The organism is Sphingomonas sp. GW821-FHT02B09 (assembly GCF_059421875.1).
The window spans coordinates 1,565,018-1,581,195 of the sequence record NZ_JBWKVV010000001.1; the positions used below are offsets into that span (position 1 = coordinate 1,565,018).

17 protein-coding genes are annotated in these 16,178 nt (G+C 69.2%); 11 read left to right on the forward strand and 6 right to left on the reverse strand.

Annotated features, from left to right (window positions below):
* Nucleotides 1-119 precede the first annotated feature (119 nt).
* From AC07U4_RS07245 to AC07U4_RS07255, 3 genes are read left to right on the forward strand one after another with little or no spacing between them, the layout of a single operon-like run.
* Nucleotides 120-758 carry a 2-dehydro-3-deoxy-6-phosphogalactonate aldolase gene (locus tag AC07U4_RS07245; RefSeq protein ID WP_495194913.1) on the forward strand — a complete coding sequence of 213 codons (639 nt, stop codon included), beginning with the start codon at nucleotides 120-122 and terminating at the stop codon, nucleotides 756-758.
* Nucleotides 755-1,744, forward strand: a complete 990-nt coding sequence (gene araD1, locus AC07U4_RS07250) for an AraD1 family protein (protein ID WP_495194914.1) — start codon at nucleotides 755-757, stop codon at nucleotides 1,742-1,744. Before AC07U4_RS07245 ends, araD1 begins: the two co-directional genes overlap by 4 nt.
* Nucleotides 1,741-2,682, forward strand: a complete 942-nt coding sequence (locus tag AC07U4_RS07255) for a Gfo/Idh/MocA family protein (RefSeq protein ID WP_495194915.1) — start codon at nucleotides 1,741-1,743, stop codon at nucleotides 2,680-2,682. Before araD1 ends, AC07U4_RS07255 begins: the two co-directional genes overlap by 4 nt.
* A gap of 566 nt (nucleotides 2,683-3,248) precedes the next feature.
* Here AC07U4_RS07255 and AC07U4_RS07260 read toward each other — a convergent pair.
* The 3 genes from AC07U4_RS07260 to AC07U4_RS07270 are packed head-to-tail and all read right to left on the reverse strand — an operon-like array spanning nucleotide 3,249 to nucleotide 6,195.
* Nucleotides 3,249-4,490, reverse strand: a complete 1,242-nt coding sequence (locus AC07U4_RS07260; protein WP_495194916.1) for an adenosylmethionine--8-amino-7-oxononanoate transaminase — start codon at nucleotides 4,488-4,490, stop codon at nucleotides 3,249-3,251.
* On the reverse strand, nucleotides 4,487-5,104 hold the full coding sequence (bioD, locus tag AC07U4_RS07265; protein ID WP_495194917.1) for a dethiobiotin synthase: 618 nt from the start codon (nucleotides 5,102-5,104) through the stop codon (nucleotides 4,487-4,489). The genes AC07U4_RS07260 and bioD overlap by 4 nt, the downstream gene beginning before the upstream one ends.
* Nucleotides 5,101-6,195, reverse strand: coding sequence for an 8-amino-7-oxononanoate synthase (locus AC07U4_RS07270; protein ID WP_495194918.1), 1,095 nt, complete (start codon nucleotides 6,193-6,195; stop codon nucleotides 5,101-5,103). Before AC07U4_RS07270 ends, bioD begins: the two co-directional genes overlap by 4 nt.
* A gap of 111 nt (nucleotides 6,196-6,306) precedes the next feature.
* On the opposite strand from AC07U4_RS07270, the gene AC07U4_RS07275 reads away from it, so the two are divergent.
* Entirely contained in the window at nucleotides 6,307-7,194 is an 888-nt protein-coding gene (locus AC07U4_RS07275) for an SGNH/GDSL hydrolase family protein (RefSeq protein ID WP_495194919.1), read from the forward strand.
* Nucleotides 7,195-7,272: 78 nt separating this feature from the next.
* Here the strand turns inward: AC07U4_RS07275 and AC07U4_RS07280 are convergent, their stop codons facing one another.
* Together AC07U4_RS07280 and dnaN are read right to left on the reverse strand one after the other, a co-directional pair.
* Nucleotides 7,273-8,244: a lactonase family protein gene (locus tag AC07U4_RS07280; RefSeq protein WP_495194920.1), complete on the reverse strand. Its 972-nt coding sequence runs from the start codon at nucleotides 8,242-8,244 to the stop codon at nucleotides 7,273-7,275.
* A 91-nt stretch (nucleotides 8,245-8,335) separates the two neighbouring features.
* The gene (gene dnaN, locus AC07U4_RS07285; protein WP_137897391.1) at nucleotides 8,336-9,451 is read right to left on the reverse strand and encodes a DNA polymerase III subunit beta; all 1,116 of its coding nucleotides are present in this window, start codon (nucleotides 9,449-9,451) and stop codon (nucleotides 8,336-8,338) included.
* Nucleotides 9,452-9,631: 180 nt separating this feature from the next.
* Here dnaN and AC07U4_RS07290 point away from each other — a divergent pair, with 180 nt between their 5' ends.
* The 4 genes from AC07U4_RS07290 to AC07U4_RS07305 all read left to right on the forward strand — a co-directional run bounded on the left by AC07U4_RS07290 (nucleotide 9,632) and on the right by AC07U4_RS07305 (nucleotide 12,759).
* Nucleotides 9,632-10,273 carry a histidine phosphatase family protein gene (locus AC07U4_RS07290; protein WP_495194921.1) on the forward strand — a complete coding sequence of 214 codons (642 nt, stop codon included), beginning with the start codon at nucleotides 9,632-9,634 and terminating at the stop codon, nucleotides 10,271-10,273.
* Nucleotides 10,270-10,737, forward strand: a complete 468-nt coding sequence (locus tag AC07U4_RS07295) for a hypothetical protein (protein WP_495194922.1) — start codon at nucleotides 10,270-10,272, stop codon at nucleotides 10,735-10,737. The genes AC07U4_RS07290 and AC07U4_RS07295 overlap by 4 nt, the downstream gene beginning before the upstream one ends.
* A gap of 86 nt (nucleotides 10,738-10,823) precedes the next feature.
* Entirely contained in the window at nucleotides 10,824-12,008 is a 1,185-nt protein-coding gene (gene rlmN / locus AC07U4_RS07300) for a dual-specificity RNA methyltransferase RlmN (RefSeq protein WP_483852552.1), read from the forward strand.
* Complete coding sequence (locus AC07U4_RS07305; protein ID WP_283214436.1) at nucleotides 12,001-12,759, forward strand: sulfite exporter TauE/SafE family protein; 759 nt, start codon at nucleotides 12,001-12,003, stop codon at nucleotides 12,757-12,759. Before rlmN ends, AC07U4_RS07305 begins: the two co-directional genes overlap by 8 nt.
* Nucleotides 12,760-12,768: 9 nt before the next feature.
* Here the strand turns inward: AC07U4_RS07305 and AC07U4_RS07310 are convergent, their stop codons facing one another.
* Nucleotides 12,769-13,386: a flavin reductase family protein gene (locus AC07U4_RS07310; protein WP_038661591.1), complete on the reverse strand. Its 618-nt coding sequence runs from the start codon at nucleotides 13,384-13,386 to the stop codon at nucleotides 12,769-12,771.
* 26 nt (nucleotides 13,387-13,412) lie between these two features.
* On the opposite strand from AC07U4_RS07310, the gene AC07U4_RS07315 reads away from it, so the two are divergent.
* Genes AC07U4_RS07315 through AC07U4_RS07325 form a run of 3 tightly spaced genes read left to right on the forward strand, consistent with a single transcriptional unit; the run spans nucleotide 13,413 to nucleotide 16,111 of the window.
* Nucleotides 13,413-14,120 (forward strand): cytochrome b/b6 domain-containing protein, encoded by a 708-nt coding sequence (locus AC07U4_RS07315; protein WP_038661594.1) that lies wholly within the window; start codon nucleotides 13,413-13,415, stop codon nucleotides 14,118-14,120.
* A complete protein-coding gene (locus AC07U4_RS07320) occupies nucleotides 14,117-14,863 on the forward strand; it encodes a molybdopterin-dependent oxidoreductase (RefSeq protein ID WP_038661597.1) in 747 nt (248 codons plus the stop codon). The genes AC07U4_RS07315 and AC07U4_RS07320 overlap by 4 nt, the downstream gene beginning before the upstream one ends.
* Nucleotides 14,864-14,881: 18 nt before the next feature.
* Nucleotides 14,882-16,111 (forward strand): SAM-dependent methyltransferase, encoded by a 1,230-nt coding sequence (locus AC07U4_RS07325; RefSeq protein ID WP_038661600.1) that lies wholly within the window; start codon nucleotides 14,882-14,884, stop codon nucleotides 16,109-16,111.
* Nucleotides 16,112-16,178: the final 67 nt, after the last annotated feature.

Consider the following 16,178-nt stretch of genomic DNA (forward strand, 5'->3'; position numbering starts at 1 on the left):
GAGCCGGGGTCCCGCTTCTTCCAGCGTAGCGCGGTAGCGGGACCCCGGCTCGAGGCCGGGGTGACGAATCATGGCGAACGTCGTCCGCCTCTCCCTCGCCCTCTTCCGGAGCAACCCAGATGACCGATCCCGCCACCCGGTTCGCCGAGGCCTTCGCCGCCTGCCCGCTCGTCGCGATCCTGCGCGGCCTCACCCCCGCCGAGGCCGAGGGGGTCGGCGACGCGCTGGTCGACGCCGGCTTCACCCTGCTCGAAGTGCCGCTCAACTCGCCCGATCCGCTGACCAGCATCGCCGCCATGGCCAAGCGCTATGCCGGCCGCGCGATGGTCGGCGCCGGCACCGTCCTCACCCCCGAGGCGGTGGCGCAGGTCGCCGACGCAGGCGGCGAACTCATCATCTCGCCCAATACCAACACCGACGTCATCCGCGCCACGGTCGCGCGTGGCCTCGTCTCGCTGCCCGGCTATTACAGCCCGAGCGAAGGCTTCGCCGCGCTCGCCGCTGGCGCCCATGCGCTCAAACTCTTCCCCGCCGACGGCGCCAGCCCCGCCTTCCTCAAGGCACAGCGCGCCGTGCTGCCCAAGGACCTCAAGGTGCTGGCCGTCGGCGGCATCTCGCCCGACAATATGGCGCAATGGCGCGCCGCCGGCGCCGACGGTTTCGGCCTCGGCTCCAACCTCTATCGCGCCGGTAAGTCCGTCGCCGACGTCGCGCGCGATGCCGCGGCGTTCGTCACCGCCGCCAAGGATCTCGCATGACCGCCTCCCGCCTTCTCCAGCAGCGCCTGCCCGACGGCACGCGCCGCGTCCTGCTCGCCGAGGATATTGCCACCGTCCTCACCGGCGTCACCACCACGCGTGAGCTCGCGACGCAGGCGATCGCCGAGCGCGCGTCGCTGCTCGACGCCGCCCGCGCCCGCCGCTCCGACGAGACCGTCGACCTCGCCGAGGCGCTCGCCGCCGGCACGCTGCTGCCTGCGATCGACCATCCCGATACGGCGCGGCTGATGCTTGCCGGCACCGGCCTCACCCATCTCGGCTCGGCCGCGGGTCGCGACGCGATGCACAAGGCCGCCGCCGCCGGCACGCAGACCGATTCGATGCGCCTGTTCCTCGAAGGCATGGAGGGCGGCCGCCCCGCCCCCGGCCAAACCGGCGCGCAGCCCGAATGGTTCTACAAGGGCGACGGCCAGTCGCTCGTCGCCCCCGGCGCGCCGCTCCTATCCCCGTCGTTCGCGCAGGACGGCGGCGAGGAACCCGAACTCGCCGGCATCTATCTGATCGGCGACGACGGCACCCCGTTCCGCCTCGGCATCGCGCTCGCCAACGAATTCAGCGACCACGTCACCGAGCGCCACAATTATCTGTGGCTCGCGCATTCCAAGCTGCGCCAGGCATCGCTCGGCGCCGAGCTGCTGCTCGGCGAACCGCCCGCCGACATCCAGGGCACCAGCCGCATCGAGCGCGACGGCGAAACGCTGTGGGAAAAGCCGTTCCTCACCGGCGAGGCGAACATGTCGCACACGCTCGCCAATCTCGAACACCATCATTTCAAATATGCCTCGTTCCGCCGCCCCGGCGACATCCACGTCCATTTCTTCGGCACCGCGACGCTGTCGTGCGCCGACGGCGTGCAGACGCAGGCCGGCGACGTCTTCTCGATCCAGGCGGCGCCGTTCACGCTGCCGCTCCGCAACCCCCTCGCGCTCGCCGAGGCGGCGCCCGTTCAGGTGACCGCGCTGTGAGCCAGAAAATCCGTCTCGCGCTCGTCGGCATGGGCAAGATCGCCCACGACCAGCACGTCCCGGCGATCGCCGGCAATGCCGACATCACCCTCGCCGCCACGGTCAGCCGCCACGGCGAAGGCATCGCCGACGTGCCGCATTTCAAGGACATCGACGAACTGATCGCCAGCGGCCTCGCGATCGACGCGGTGGCGCTGTGCACCCCGCCGCAGGTCCGCCGCGCCATCGCCGCGCGGGCGATCGCGCAGGGCTGGCACGTCTTCCTCGAAAAGCCGCCCGGCGCCACGCTCGCCGAGGTCGCGCAGCTCCGCGCCGCCGCCGATACGGCGGGGATCAGCCTCTTCGCCAGCTGGCATTCGCGCTGCGCGCCCGGCGTCGAGCCGGCGCGCGCCTTCCTCGCCGATGCCACGATCACCAAGGTGACGGTGACCTGGCGCGAGGACATCCGCGTCTGGCATCCGGGGCAGGCGTGGATTCTCGAAGCCGGCGGTTTCGGCGTGTTCGATCCTGGCATCAACGCGCTGTCGATCGTCACCCGCATCCTGCCGCGGCCGTTCTTCATCGAGGAGGCCGAACTCGACTTCCCGGCGAATTGCGACGCGCCGATCGCCGCGCGCATCCGCTTCTCGGACGACGCCGGTCTGCCGATCGACGCCGATTTCGACTTCCGCCAGGAAGGCCCGCAGAGCTGGGACATCGCGGTCGAGACCGACCGCGGTACACTGACGCTGCACGACGGCGGCGCCCGCCTCGTCCTGCCCGACGGCAGCGAGGCCGAGCACAAGGCGGCGCTGCACGGCGAATATGCCGGCCTGTACGAACGCTTCGCCGAGATCGTGCGCGCCGGGCAGAGCGACGTCGACATAGCCCCCCTCCGCCACGTCGCCGACGCCTTCCTCCGCGGCCGCCGGCTCACCGTCGACGCCTTCGTGGAATAGGCCCGCGAAGAAGGGTTGTTCGCGCAGAGACGCAGAGAAGAACAGGGCCGCGTCAGCGGCCTCTTCGCTACCCAGTAGTTGGTGAAGATGGCGCTCCGCGCCGGGAGTAACACCTCTGCGCCTCTGCGCCTCTGCGCGAACAACCCTTCTTCCTTCTCTTCGCGCCTTCGCGTCTTCGCGTGAAAAAAGTCGACCCCGGGTTCGCCGACCGAAGCCATCGACCGATAGATACCCGGCATCACAAAAGAAGATTTTCACGCGAAGCCGCGAAGCCGCGAAGAGAAGAAGGGTTCACGCGGAGGCGCGGAGATAGACCGCCCGCCCCCACCCGTTCGTGCTGAGCCTGTCGAAGCACGGTGAGACTCAGGCCCTTCGACAAGTTCAGGGCAAACGGGAGCGTATGAACACACCCTACCGTACCGGCGCCCCCGATCCTGTCCTACACCCCACCGATCTGCTATCAGACAAACACCGAATACCGCTCTTTCTCATCGATGCAAAAAACGGAAACGATCAGGAGGGGATCGTTTCAATTAAGGTGTCCATCTTGTCCACGTTGCCGCATTTCAGCCGCAATTGGCGGCCGCCTCTCCGATCGCCGCATAGATCGCATCGAGATCGGCATCGTCGATACAATAAGGCGGCATCACATAGACCGTATTCCCCAACGGCCGCAGCAACAGGTCGCGTTCGCTGAAGAACGCCAGCAACCGCGGCCCCAGCGCCGAGAGATAATCCGCCCCGTCTGTACCCAGATCGACCGCCGCGATCGTCCCCAGCACACGCGGATTGCGCACCCCGTGCAACGCGGCCAGCCGCACCGCTTGCCGCGCCGCCAGATCGGCGACCCGTTCTAGCACCGGCTCGTCTTCCCAGATCGCGATGTTCGCCGCCGCCGCCGCGCAGGCGATCGGATTGGCGGTATAGCTCGACGAGTGGAAGAACATCCGCGCGCGATCGTCGCTGTAATGCGCCTGATAGATCGGCTCGGTCGCCATCGTCACCGCCAGCGGCACCGCACCCCCGGTCAACCCTTTGGACAGACACAGGATATCCGGCACGACCTCGGCCTGTTCGCACGCCAGCAACGTGCCGGTTCGCCCCCAGCCGGTCATCACCTCGTCGGCGATGAACAGCACGCCATAACGCGCGCAGATCGCCCGCATCTCGGCAAGCACCCGTGCCGGATAGGTCAGCATCCCCCCCGCCCCGACGATCAGCGGCTCGACGATCAGCGCCGCCGGTGCGTCGCGGCACGCCGCCTCCAGTGCATCGAGCGTCGCCTGCTCCGCCCCCGCCGCGGGAAAGGGGATCGTCGCGACATCGAACAGCAGCGGCGCATAGGCCCGATTGAACGCCCCCCGCGCCCCCACCGACATCGTCCCGATGGTGTCGCCGTGATAGCCGTGTTCGAGCACGAGGATGCGATGTCGCGGCTCGCCGCGGTTGAGCCAGTATCCCAGCGCCATCTTCAGCGCGACCTCGACCGCGGTCGATCCCGAATCGGAGAAGAACACCCGCGTCAGCGCCGCCGGCATCAGCCGCAGCAGCCCCGCCGCCACCGCCTCGGCGGGTTCGTGGCTCCAGCCGGCGAAGATGATCTGGTCGAGCCGCTCCGCCTGCGCCGCGATCGCCGCCATGATCCGCGGGTTGCGGTGGCCGTGGGTCGTCACCCACCAGCTCGAGATCGCATCGACGATCCGCCGCCCGTCCCTGGTGAACAGCACCGCGCCCTCGCTGCGCACGACGGTGGGGATCGGCTCGCCGAGGCCATGCTGGGTGAAGGGATGCCAGATCGGCGAGCTCATGCGAAATCCTCCGTCCTGAACCCCGCCGCGAACGCCCGCGCCAGCGTGCCCGCATCGAGCGGCGCGATCCGTGCCAGCCGCCCAAGCCGGCGCACCCCGCCGATCCGCGCGATCGTCGCCTCGCTGTCCTCGACCGGTTCGCCGACGAAGGCGACGCCGAGGATCGACACGCCGCGCCGGCGCAACGCCTCGATGCTGAGCAGGCTATGGTTGATCGTCCCCAGCGCCGTCCGCGCCACCAGCACCACCGGCGCCCCCCAGCGCGCGAACATATCGGCGTAGAGCAGATCGTCGGCCAGCGGCACCAGCACGCCGCCCGCGCCCTCGACCACCAGCGGCCCGTCGACCACCGGCAGCGCCAGCCGCGCGGGATCGATCGTCACCCCGTCGATAGCCGCCGCCCGATGCGGCGAACAGGGCGTCGTCAGCCGATACGCCTCGGGCAGCACCTTTGCGACGCCGAGCCGCCGCACCGTATCGCCGTCGCCGCCCTCGTCGAGCCCCGCCTGCACCGGTTTCCAATAGGTCGCACCCAGCGCCGCCGCGAGGCCCGCGGCGAACACCGTCTTGCCGATCTCGGTATCGGTCCCCGTCACCACGATCGTCCGCGTCATCGCAGCACCTCCCCCAGTCCGGCGATCGCCGCCGCGTCGACGTTGAGCGTGATCGACACGCGCAGCCGCGCGGTCCCCGCCGGCACCGTCGGCGGCCGGATCGCGCGCACGTCGTATCCCGCCGCCCGGCATCGTTCGGCGAGCGCCACCGCTGCCCCGTCCGCGCCGACGATCACCGGCACGATCTGCGATCCCGTTGCCCGCCCCAGCGCCGCCTCCGCCGCCGCGACCAGCGCCCACAATCGCGCCTGCCGCTCCGGCTCCTCGGCGAGGATGCGCAGCGCCTCGCGCACCGCCACCGCCATCAGCGGCGACGGCGCGGTCGAAAAGATGAACCCGCGCGCGCGGTTGACCAGCATGTCGCGCAGCACGTGCGGCACGCACAGCAGACCGCCCTCCGCCCCCAGCGCCTTGCCGCAGGTATGCAAGGTGACGACGTTCGGCCGATCGTGAAGCCCCGCCGCGAGGCCCCTTCCGCCCTCGCCGAACACACCGGTCGCATGCGCCTCGTCGATCAGCAGCATCGCCTCGTGCCGCTCGGCCAGCGCGACCAGCTCGGCGAGCGGCGAGCGGTCGCCGTCCATGCCGTAGAGGCTCTCCACCGCGATCCACGGCGTCCCCGTGCCGCCGCCGGCGCGCCAGTCGCGGATCGCATCCGCGAACGCCGCCACGTCGTTATGCGCCGCCGCCGCCCGCGGCGCCCGCCCCAGCCGCATCCCGTCGTGCGCGCTCGCATGGATCAGCGCATCGTACACGACCAGATCGCCCGGCTGCGGCAAAGTCGCGAACGCCGCGACATTGGCGGCATAGCCGTTGGCGAAGAACAGCGCCGCCTCGCTGCCGAAATGCGCCGCCGCCTCCGCCTCCAGCGCCTCATGCTCGGGATCGTTGCCGCGCAGCAGCCGCGATCCCCCCGAGCCGATGCCGACCCCGCGGTCGAGCGCCGCCGCCACCGCCCCGCGCAGCCGTGCCGACGCGCCGAGGCCGAGGTAATCGTTCGAGGTGAAATCGGCACCGCTGCGCGGCACCAGCCGTCTCAGCCGGTCCGCGCCCGCCAGCCGGGCAAGATCGTCGCGATAGAATTGCAGCATCGCCGCCTCTTAGCGAAACCACACGCGCATGCCATCATCCAGCGCTGGCCATCCCCCCGCCGCATCCGATACGGCGGCACGATCGATGCGCGACGACGGAAGGACCATATGATGCCGAGGCGACTCCTTGCCGCCCTCCTGCTGCTGGCGCTGCCGACCGCCGCCGCCGCCGCCGCGCAGCGCGGGCCGACGCCGGTCGTCCTGCCGCGCACCATCCTGTTCATCGGCAACAGTTTCACCCAAGGCGCGCATTCGGCGGTGCGCAACTGGCACGCCGGCACCGTCACCGACCTGACCGGCGCGGGCTATGGCGGCGTGCCGGCATTGTTCAAGCTCTTCACCGAGGAAGCCGGGCTGCGCTACGCCGTCAGCCTCGAGACGCAGGGCGGCCAGAGCCTCGCCTTCCACTACGACCAGCGCCGCCATCTGTTCGACCGCGCCTGGGACGTGGTCGTCCTCCAGGAATTCAGCACGCTCGACCGCGACCGCCCCGGCGACCCGACCCGCTATATCCGCAGCGTCGGCCAGCTGGCGGCGCTGTTCCGCGCGCGCAATCCGGCGGTCCGCATCGACCTGATGGCGACGTGGAGCCGCGCCGACCAGACCTATCTGCCGAACGGCCACTGGTATGGCCGCGGCATCGCCGCGATGGCCGACGACCTGCGCCTCGCCGCCGAGCGCGCGCGCCGCGCACATCCGGCGATCACCGGCGTCATCCCGGTCGGCCAGGCATGGACGCGCGCCTTCGCCGCGGGCGTCGCCGATCCCAATCCGTATGACGGCACCACCTACGGCCAGACCAATTTCTGGTCCTACGACCAATATCACGCCAGCATCGCCGGCTATTATCTGGAGGCCCTGATGGTGTTCGGCCGCATCACCGGCGTCGATCCGCGCACCCTCGGCCGCACCGAGCGCGCCGCCGACGAACTCGGCCTGTCCCCCGACCTCGCCGCCTCGCTGCAACTCATCGCCCGCGAGCAATTGGCCGCGGGCTAACCCGCTCACCCGCGCGCGTCCCGTTCGCACTGCGCTTGTCGAAGTGCCTTGAGACTCAGGGGATAGATCGCGCCCGCCCTACCAGGCCGCGAAGCGCGCATTCGGCACCGCCGGTCCGATCCGCGGCGCCCCCAGCCGGCCGTCCTGACCGAGCGGCAGCACCTCCATCGCCGGGCTGCGCTCGTTGGCGACGAGCATCTCGCCCGCCTCAGGCCGCAACAGGAAGAAGCGCGGCCAGTCGCCACCGCACGGCGCCTGCTCGATCAACCGCGGCCGCAACGGATCGTCGAGCGCGAACACCGCGATCGTATTCGGCCCGCGATTGGAGGCATAGAGCCGCCGCCCCTGCGGATCGACCGCGATATGGCCGACATAGCCCTTGCTCCCCGCCGGCAGCGTCGGCTGCACGTCGAGCGCGGTCAGCATGCCGTCCGCCTCGATCCGCAGCGTCGTCAGCGTGCTGACCAGTTCGCTGACGACATAGGCGAGGCGCTTGGTCGGATGCCAGGCGAGATGCCGCGGCCCCGATCCCGCCGGCGCCTGCCACGCGATCCGCGTCTCGACCGACCGCCCCTGCTCGATCCGGTGCGCGACCACCGCATCGGCGCCGAGATCGACTACGTAGAGCCAGCGCCCGTCCGCACCGAATCCCACCCAATGCGGATGCGGCCCCGCCTGGCGCGACGCATCCGGTCCGGAACCGCGATGGCGGATCAGGGTCGGCGCACCCGGCACACCGTCCCGCAGACGATGGAGCGACACCGTCCCGCCGCTGTAATCGGCCACCGCCGCCACCGATCGATCGGGCGCGATCGCCAGATGCACCGGCTCGCCGCCGCCCGTCGCCGCCTCGCCGCGCGGACGCCAGCCACGATCGAAGCCGATCAGCCGTCCGCCGCCCTTGCGCGTGAAGACGGCCAGCCGACCGCCGGCGCCATCGGGCACGACCCATTCGAGACCGTCGCCGATTGCCAGCGGCCGTGCGCCGCCGCCCGCGGTAAGCGCGAACGCCCCGCCGTCGGAGGACGCCGCCACGCCCTCGGCCGCCACGCGAGTCGCTGCGGCGGGTACGGCGATGCTGACGCCGATCCCGGCGATCAGCGACCGCCGGTCGAGCGCGAACCCGTCATCGGCCAGCGGATCAGACCCGCATCGGCATCAGCACGTAGAGCGCCGGTGCCTTGTCGTTCTCGCGGATCAGCGTCGGCGCGGCGGCATCGTTGAGATGCACCTCGACGACGTCGCCGTCGATCTGGCCGAGGATGTCGAGCAGATATCGGCTGTTGAAGCCGATCTCGAACGGCAGCGAGACATATTCGCCCGGCACCTCTTCCGCCGCGGTGCCGTTCTCGGGGCTGGTCACCGACAGCGTGATCTTGTCGCGATCGAGCGCCATCTTTACCGCGCGCGTCTTTTCGGTGGCGATCGTCGAGACGCGGTCGACGCCCTCCTCGAAGCTGCGCGGATCGAGCTTAAGGATCTTGTCGTTCGCGGTCGGGATGACACGCGAATAATCGGGGAAGGTGCCGTCGATCAGCTTCGATGTGAGCACCGCCTGCCCCAGGTCGAAGCGGATCTTGGTCCCGGACAGCGACACGCCGACCGAACCGTCGACCTCGTCGAGCAATTTGCGCAATTCAGCGACGCATTTGCGCGGCACGATCACGTCGGGCATCCCCGCTGCGCCCTCGGGCCGCGGCAGCGTCACGCGCGCCAGCCGGTGACCGTCGGTCGCGGCCGCCTTCAGCGTCGGTTCGGCGGCATCGTCCTGAACGTGGAGGAAGATGCCGTTGAGATAATAGCGCGTCTCCTCGGTCGAAATGGCGAAGCGCGTCTTGTCGATGATCTGCTTCAGCGTCTCCGCCGGAATCTCGAACTGCGTCGGCAGCTCGCCCTCGGCGATCACCGGAAAGTCGTCGCGCGGCAGCGTACCGAGGCTGAAGCGCGCGCGCCCCGCGACGATCGACATTCGCCCTTCCGACGCGGCGAGCTGGACCTGGCTGCCGTCGGGCAGCTTGCGCGCGATGTCGAACAAGGTGTGCGCCGACACCGTCGTCGATCCCGGCTGGTCGACCGCCGCCGCCACCGATTCGTTGATCTGCAGATCGAGGTCGGTCGCCATCAGCCGCAACTGCCCCTCGGCGGTCGCTTCGAGCAGCACGTTCGACAGGATGGGGATGGTGTTGCGCCGCTCCACCACGGACTGGACATGGCTCAGCCCCTTGAGGAGCGTTGCGCGTTCGATGGTCGCCTTCATGTTCTTAATCCCCGTCCCCCGAGTCCGGGGCAAGTTTCCCCCTGTCCTACCCACGAAAAAGGGGTTGGAGCAAGCGCGCCGACCCCTCGGGCGATTCCAGTTAACGCTCGGTTAGCGCGCGGCACGCCGACGGTCGTGAAAGCCGTTGCTTTTGCCCGGCGGCGATCCGACACGGACGGTATGACGCTCCCCGCCCCCGCCCGCCAGGGCCGCGACTTCATCGGCCGGCATGGCGAAACCGTGTTCAACGCCGCGCGGCGCCTGCAGGGCGACTATCCGCACACGCCGCTGACCCGTGCCGGCTTCGCTCAGGCCGAGGAAATGGGGCGGGCGTTGCGCGCGACGCTCGGTGTCCGGCCGGCGCTGACGCTGTGGGCGTCGCCGACCGGCCGCGCGTTGCAGACGCTGAGCGTCATCGCCGAACATCTCGAACTCGACTGGCATGCGGCGCATACCGACGCGCGGCTGGTCGAGATCGGCATGGGCGCCTGGGGCGGCCGCTATTATGCCGAGGTGATCGACGCGGTCGGCGCGGTGGTGACCGCCGACGGCCTGCTCCGCCCTGCACCGGATGGCGAGGATTACCGTCAGATCGCCACGCGCGTTTCGGGCTGGCTGGCGGACACCGACGCGCCCGGAGACCGGCTGGTCATCATGCACGGCATCTCCAGCCGGGTGCTGCGCGGCGTGATGACCGGCGCGCCGCCGCATGCCGAATGGGGCGCACCGATCGCCGCCGGCCTGCCGCAGGGGTCGTTGGTGTGTATCGAGGAAGGCCGCGAATCGATCGCGCACCTCGGCAACGGGCATGCGCCGGCGTGAAGGTGCTGTTCCTCACGCTGCTGATCGCCGCGCCGGCGGCGGCGCGCGACACGATCGGCGTCTATCGAAGCTGGGGGGCGTTCCGCGATGCGGTTCCGGCGCGCTGCTATGCGATCGCGCGGCCGGTCACCGCCGGCGGCCGCAGCACCGGCTGGGCGAGCGTCGCGACCTGGCCCGGGCGCGGTTTGCGGGCTTCGCTCCACGTCCGCCTGTCGCGCCCGCGCGACCGTTCGGCACCGGTGACGCTGACCGTCGGCGAGCGCCGCTTCGACCTCGCCGCCGACGGCCTCGACGCCTGGGCGACCGACGGCCCGAGCGATCATGCGATCGTCACCGCGATCCGCTCCGGCCGCAGCATGAGCGTCGAGGCGGTCGCCACCGGCGGGAGACCGTTCGCCGACGTCTACCTGCTCGCCGGTGCCGCCACCGCGATCGACGCGGCCGCCTTGGGGTGCGTCCGCTAGCCGCCACGCCGCGCGTTCCCGAAGGCATGGCAAATCACGCCGTTTTCGCCTATATGCCGGCGATGCTCGACAGCGTTGCTCCCCCCATGCCCATTCCGGGCCATATCGATCCCGTGCCCGTGCCGCGCGCCAAGACCTTTCGCGAGGACGGGCGGATCGACCTGATCGGCCTCGGCAAGGACGAGTTGCGCCAGACGCTGCTCGACGCCGGCATGGAGCTGCGGCAGGCGAAGCTGCGCGCCAAGCAGATCTGGCATTGGCTCTACAATCGCGGCGCCACCGAATTCTCGGCGATGACCGACATCTCCAAGACGATGCATCCGTGGCTCGAACAGCGCTTTGTCATCGGCCGGCCGGAGGTGGTCGAGGCGCAGGTGTCGACCGACGGCACGCGCAAATGGCTGCTGCGCTCGCCCGACGGGCAGGATTACGAGGCGGTGTTCATCCCCGACGCCGATCGCGGCACGCTCTGCGTGTCGAGCCAGGTCGGCTGCACGCTCAACTGCCGCTTCTGCCACACTGGCACGATGCGCCTCGTCCGCAACCTCACCGCGGGCGAGATCGTCGGTCAGGTGATGCTCGCACGCGACGCGCTCGGCGAATGGCCGAGCCAGCCCGAGGGCCGGATGCTTACCAACATCGTGATGATGGGGATGGGCGAGCCGCTCTACAATTTCGACGCGGTGCGCGATGCGCTGAAGCTGGTGATGGACGGCGACGGCCTCGCGCTGTCGAAGCGCCGCATCACGCTCAGCACCAGCGGCGTCGTGCCGATGATGGCGCGCGCCGGCGAGGAGATCGGCGTCAATCTCGCGGTGTCGCTGCATGCGGTGACCAAGGAGGTGCGCGACGAACTCGTGCCGCTCAACAAGAAATATGGCATCGAGGAGCTGTTGCAGGCCTGTGCCGACTATCCCGGCGCCAACAATGCGCGCCGCATCACGTTCGAGTACGTGATGCTCAAGGACAAGAACGATTCGGATGCCGAAGCGCACGAACTCGTCCGCCTGCTGCGCAAATACGATCTGCCCGCCAAGGTGAACCTGATCCCGTTCAACCCGTGGCCGGGCGCCGCCTATGACACGTCGACGCCCGAGCGCGTCCGCCGGTTCAGCGACATTATCTTCGAGGGCGGCATTTCAGCGCCGGTGCGCACGCCGCGCGGCCGCGACATCGACGCCGCCTGCGGCCAGCTCAAGACCGCCGCCGAGAAGAAGAGCCGCGCGCAGATGGATCGCGAAGCCGACGAAAAGATGGCCGCGCTTGGCTGATCCGGTCACGCTCGCCCTCGCGGCGGGCGCGGGTCTGCTCGGCGGGGCAATGAACGCGCTCGCCGGCGGCGGCTCGTTCGCGACGATGCCGACGCTGATCGCGCTCGGCCTGCCCTCCACCGTCGCCAACGCGACCAGCAATGTCGCGGTCCAGCCCGGCGCGGTCGCGAGCGCCTGGGCCTATCGGGGCGGGCTGGCGCCGCTGGGCGGCGTCGGGGTGCGGACGCTTGCCGGCATCACCTTCATGGGTGGGCTCGCTGGCAGCCTGCTGCTCGCCTGGACGCCGGCGCGCGCGTTCGACGTCATCGTGCCGTGGCTGCTGCTCGCCGCGACGATCGCGATCGCGCTCGGCCGCCACGCTTCCGACTGGCTGAGCGCGCGCTTCTCGGCAGGACCGCGCAGCCTCGTTGCGGGACAGGCGCTGCTCGGCATCTACGGCGGCTATTTCGGTGGCGGCGTCGGCATGATGCTGACCGCGATGTGGGGGCTGCTGACCGGCGCGAGCCCCGCCGAACTCGCCGCGCCGCGCACGCTGATGCTCGCGGTCGCCAATAGCGCGGCGACGATCGTCTTCGTCGCCAGCGGCATGGTGGCATGGGCCTTGTGCCTGCCGATGATGATCGGCTCGATCGCCGGCGGCTATCTTGGTGCGCTGGTCGGGCGCAGCCTGCCGCCCGGCGTGATCCGCGGCTGGACGTTGCTGGTCACCACCGTGACCACCGCGGTGTTCTTCTGGCGCGCCTACGGCTGAGACGACCGCTTATCCCGGCCGGCGCATCTCGAACCGTGTTTCGGGCGTGACCTCGAAATAATCCGCCGGCCCGCCCCCGCGCAGGATCGGGCGGGCGCGAGCGGTCTGGTAGACGCCGTCCTCCAGCATCGCGGTGTCGATATGGATGCCCACCGCCTCGCCGATCACCAGATACTGATCGAGCTCCGTGCCATGGCGGTCGGTGAGGCGCAGGATCTGCGTCAGCTTGCATTCGAACGCCACCGGACTCGCCGCCACCCGCGGCGGCGCGACCAGCCGCGACGGCAGCGTGTCGAGCGCGGCGAGATCGAATTCGTCGACCTCGGGCGGGACGATCGCCGCAGTCGCGTTCATCGCCTCGGCGAGATCGCGCGTCGCGAGGTTCCAGACGAACTCGCCGGTCGCGTCGATATTGGCGACGCTGTCCTTCCAGCCCATCGAGGAAAAGGCGATCAGCGGCGGCGTATAATTGATGACGTTGAAGAAGCTGTAGGGCGCGATGTTGCGCACGCCGTCGGCAGAGACGCTGCTGATCCAGCCGATCGGTCGCGGTGCGACCATCGCGTTGAGCGGGTCGTGCGGCAACCGGTGGCCGTCGCGTGGTTCGTAGAAATGCCATTCGATCATGGGCGCTTAACTGCTATGCATGGGATATGGACCCAATCGCCCCCGGTACATCCATCCTGCGCCATGCGCTGGCGACGCGCATCTGGCATTGGATCAACGCCGTCGCGGTCGTCGTCCTGCTCGGCAGCGGGCTCGGCATCTCCAATGCGCATCCGCGGCTCTATTGGGGACGATACGGCGCCAATTTCGATCACGCCTGGGCGCAATTGCCGCGCTTCCCGGCGTGGATCACGATCCCCGCCAACTACAATCTCGCCATCTCGCGTCGCTGGCATCTGCTGTTCGCGCTCGTCTTCGCCTTCGGCCTGCTCGGCTATATGATCGTCAGCCTGATCAACCGCCATTTCGCACGCAAGCTCGCGCTGCGCCGCGCCGACGTCAACCTTGCGCATCTCGCCGAAGACGTCCGCGATCACCTCAACCTGCGCTTCCACGACGCCGACGATCCCGGCGCGTACAACAGCCTCCAGAAATGGAGCTATATCCTCGTCCTCTTCCTCGCGCTGCCGCTGATGATCCTCACAGGGCTGGCGCTGTCGCCGGGGATGGATGCCGCCTGGCCGTGGCTGCTCGACCTGTTCGGTGGTCGCCAGTCGGCGCGCTCGCTGCATTTCGTCGCCGCCACGCTGATCGGCGGCTTCATCGTCGTCCATGTCGCGCTCGTCATCCTCGCCGGTGCGGGCAACGAACTGCGCGCGATGATCACCGGCAAGTGGAAGGTCCCTGAGGCATGATCCTCCCCCGCCGTTCGCTTCTGACGGCAGGCGCCGGGCTGCTGCTCGCCGGCTGCGACAAGGTCGCCGCGATCCCGCAGGCGCGCAAGATCCTGTTCGCCGGCGAGGACATGCACCGCGGCCTGCAACGTGCGCTGATGGACCGAGGTGCGCTCGCACCCGAATTCACCCGCGAGCAGATGTCGCCGATCTTCCGCGCCAATGGCACGCGCGATCCCGGCACCCCCGATTACGCCGCGATGGTCGCCGACCAATTCGCCGGCTACCGCCTCAAGGTCGGCGGCCTCGTCGACCGGCCGCTGGCGCTGTCGCTCGACCAGCTCGCGTCGATGCCCTCCCGCAGCCAGATCACCCGCCACGATTGCGTAGAGGGCTGGAGCGCGATCGGCCAGTGGCAGGGGCCGATGCTCGGCACCGTGCTGAAGGCGGCGGGGATGCGCAACACCGCGCGCTACATCGTCTTCACCTGCGCCGACCTCTACAACGGCCAGCCCTATTACGAATCGATCGACACGATCGACGCGTTCCATCCGCAGACGATCCTCGCGCTCAAGATGAACGGTGCGCGGCTGACCGTGGCGCACGGCGCGCCGGTGCGGCTGCGCGTCGAGCGCCAGCTCGGCTACAAGCACGCCAAATACGTCACCGGGATCGACGCGGTCGCCAGCCTCGCCACCATCGGCAAGGGCAAGGGCGGCTATTGGGAGGACAATGTCGATTACGATTGGTATGCGGGCATCTAGCGGATTAAGGCAGCGCGCATGGCGCTGATCGATATGTTCCTCAGCCGCGCCGTCAAGCGTGGCCAACTCACCCTCCACCGTCCCGGCAAACCGCCCGCCACCTTCGGCACGCCCGATCCCGAGCTCGGTCATATCCAGCTCCGGTTCCAGGACAATGGCGTCGCCGGACGGATCGTCCGCAACCCCGCGCTCGCCGCCGGCGAGATGTATATGGACGGCCGGATGACCGTCGACGGCGACGACATCATGGGCCTCGTCCAGCTGATGAAGCGGAACAGCGCGTGGGAAGACGGCCAGAACGCGCTGCAACCCTCCGCCTTCGTGCGCGGCTTCGGCGCGGTGAAGCACCGGCTCGACCGGATCAACATGGAGCGCCGCTCGAAGCAGAACGTCGCGCATCATTACGATCTGTCGGCGCGGCTCTACGACCTGTTCCTCGACGCCGACAAACAATATAGCTGCGCTTACTACACCGATCCCGACAACAGCCTCGAACAGGCGCAGAGCGACAAGCTCGCGCATATCGCCGCCAAGCTGGCGCTGCGGCCGGGCATGCGGGTGCTCGACATCGGCTGCGGCTGGGGCGGCATGGCGCTGTATCTCAACAAGCATTTCGGCGTCGAGGTGCTCGGCGTGACGCTGTCCGAGGAACAGCTCAAGATCGCGCGCGAACGTTCCGCGGCGGCGGGCGTCGCCGACCGGGTCAAGTTCGAGCTGATCGACTATCGCCGCGTCGAGGGCCAGTTCGACCGTATCGTCTCGGTCGGCATGTTCGAACATGTCGGGCCGCCGCAATATCGCGCCTATTTTCGCAAATGCCGCGACCTGCTGACGCCGAGCGGCGTCGCGCTGATCCACACGATCGGCCGGCTCGGGCCGCCCAGCGTTACCGACGACTGGACGACCAAATATATCTTCCCCGGCGGCTACAATCCGGCGCTGTCGGAGACGATCGCGGCGTTCGAAGGGCTGAAGCTGTTCCTCACCGACGTCGAGGTGCTGCGCCTTCATTACGCCTATACGCTGTACGAATGGTATCGCCGGACGGTGGCGGCGCGCGACGCGATCATCGCCCTGTACGACGAGCGCTTCTACCGGATGTGGACCTTCTACCTCGCCGGCGCGGCCAATGCGTTCGAGAATGGCGGGCTGGTCAATTTCCAGATCCAGTTCAGCCGCAGCCGCACCGAACTGCCGATCACCCGCGACTATATGTTCGAGGGCGAACGGAAGCTGCGGGGATACTGAGAACATCATTCTGTCATCCCCGCGCAGGCGGGGATCCATACGCGCGGACCACACGGCTAGAGGCGCA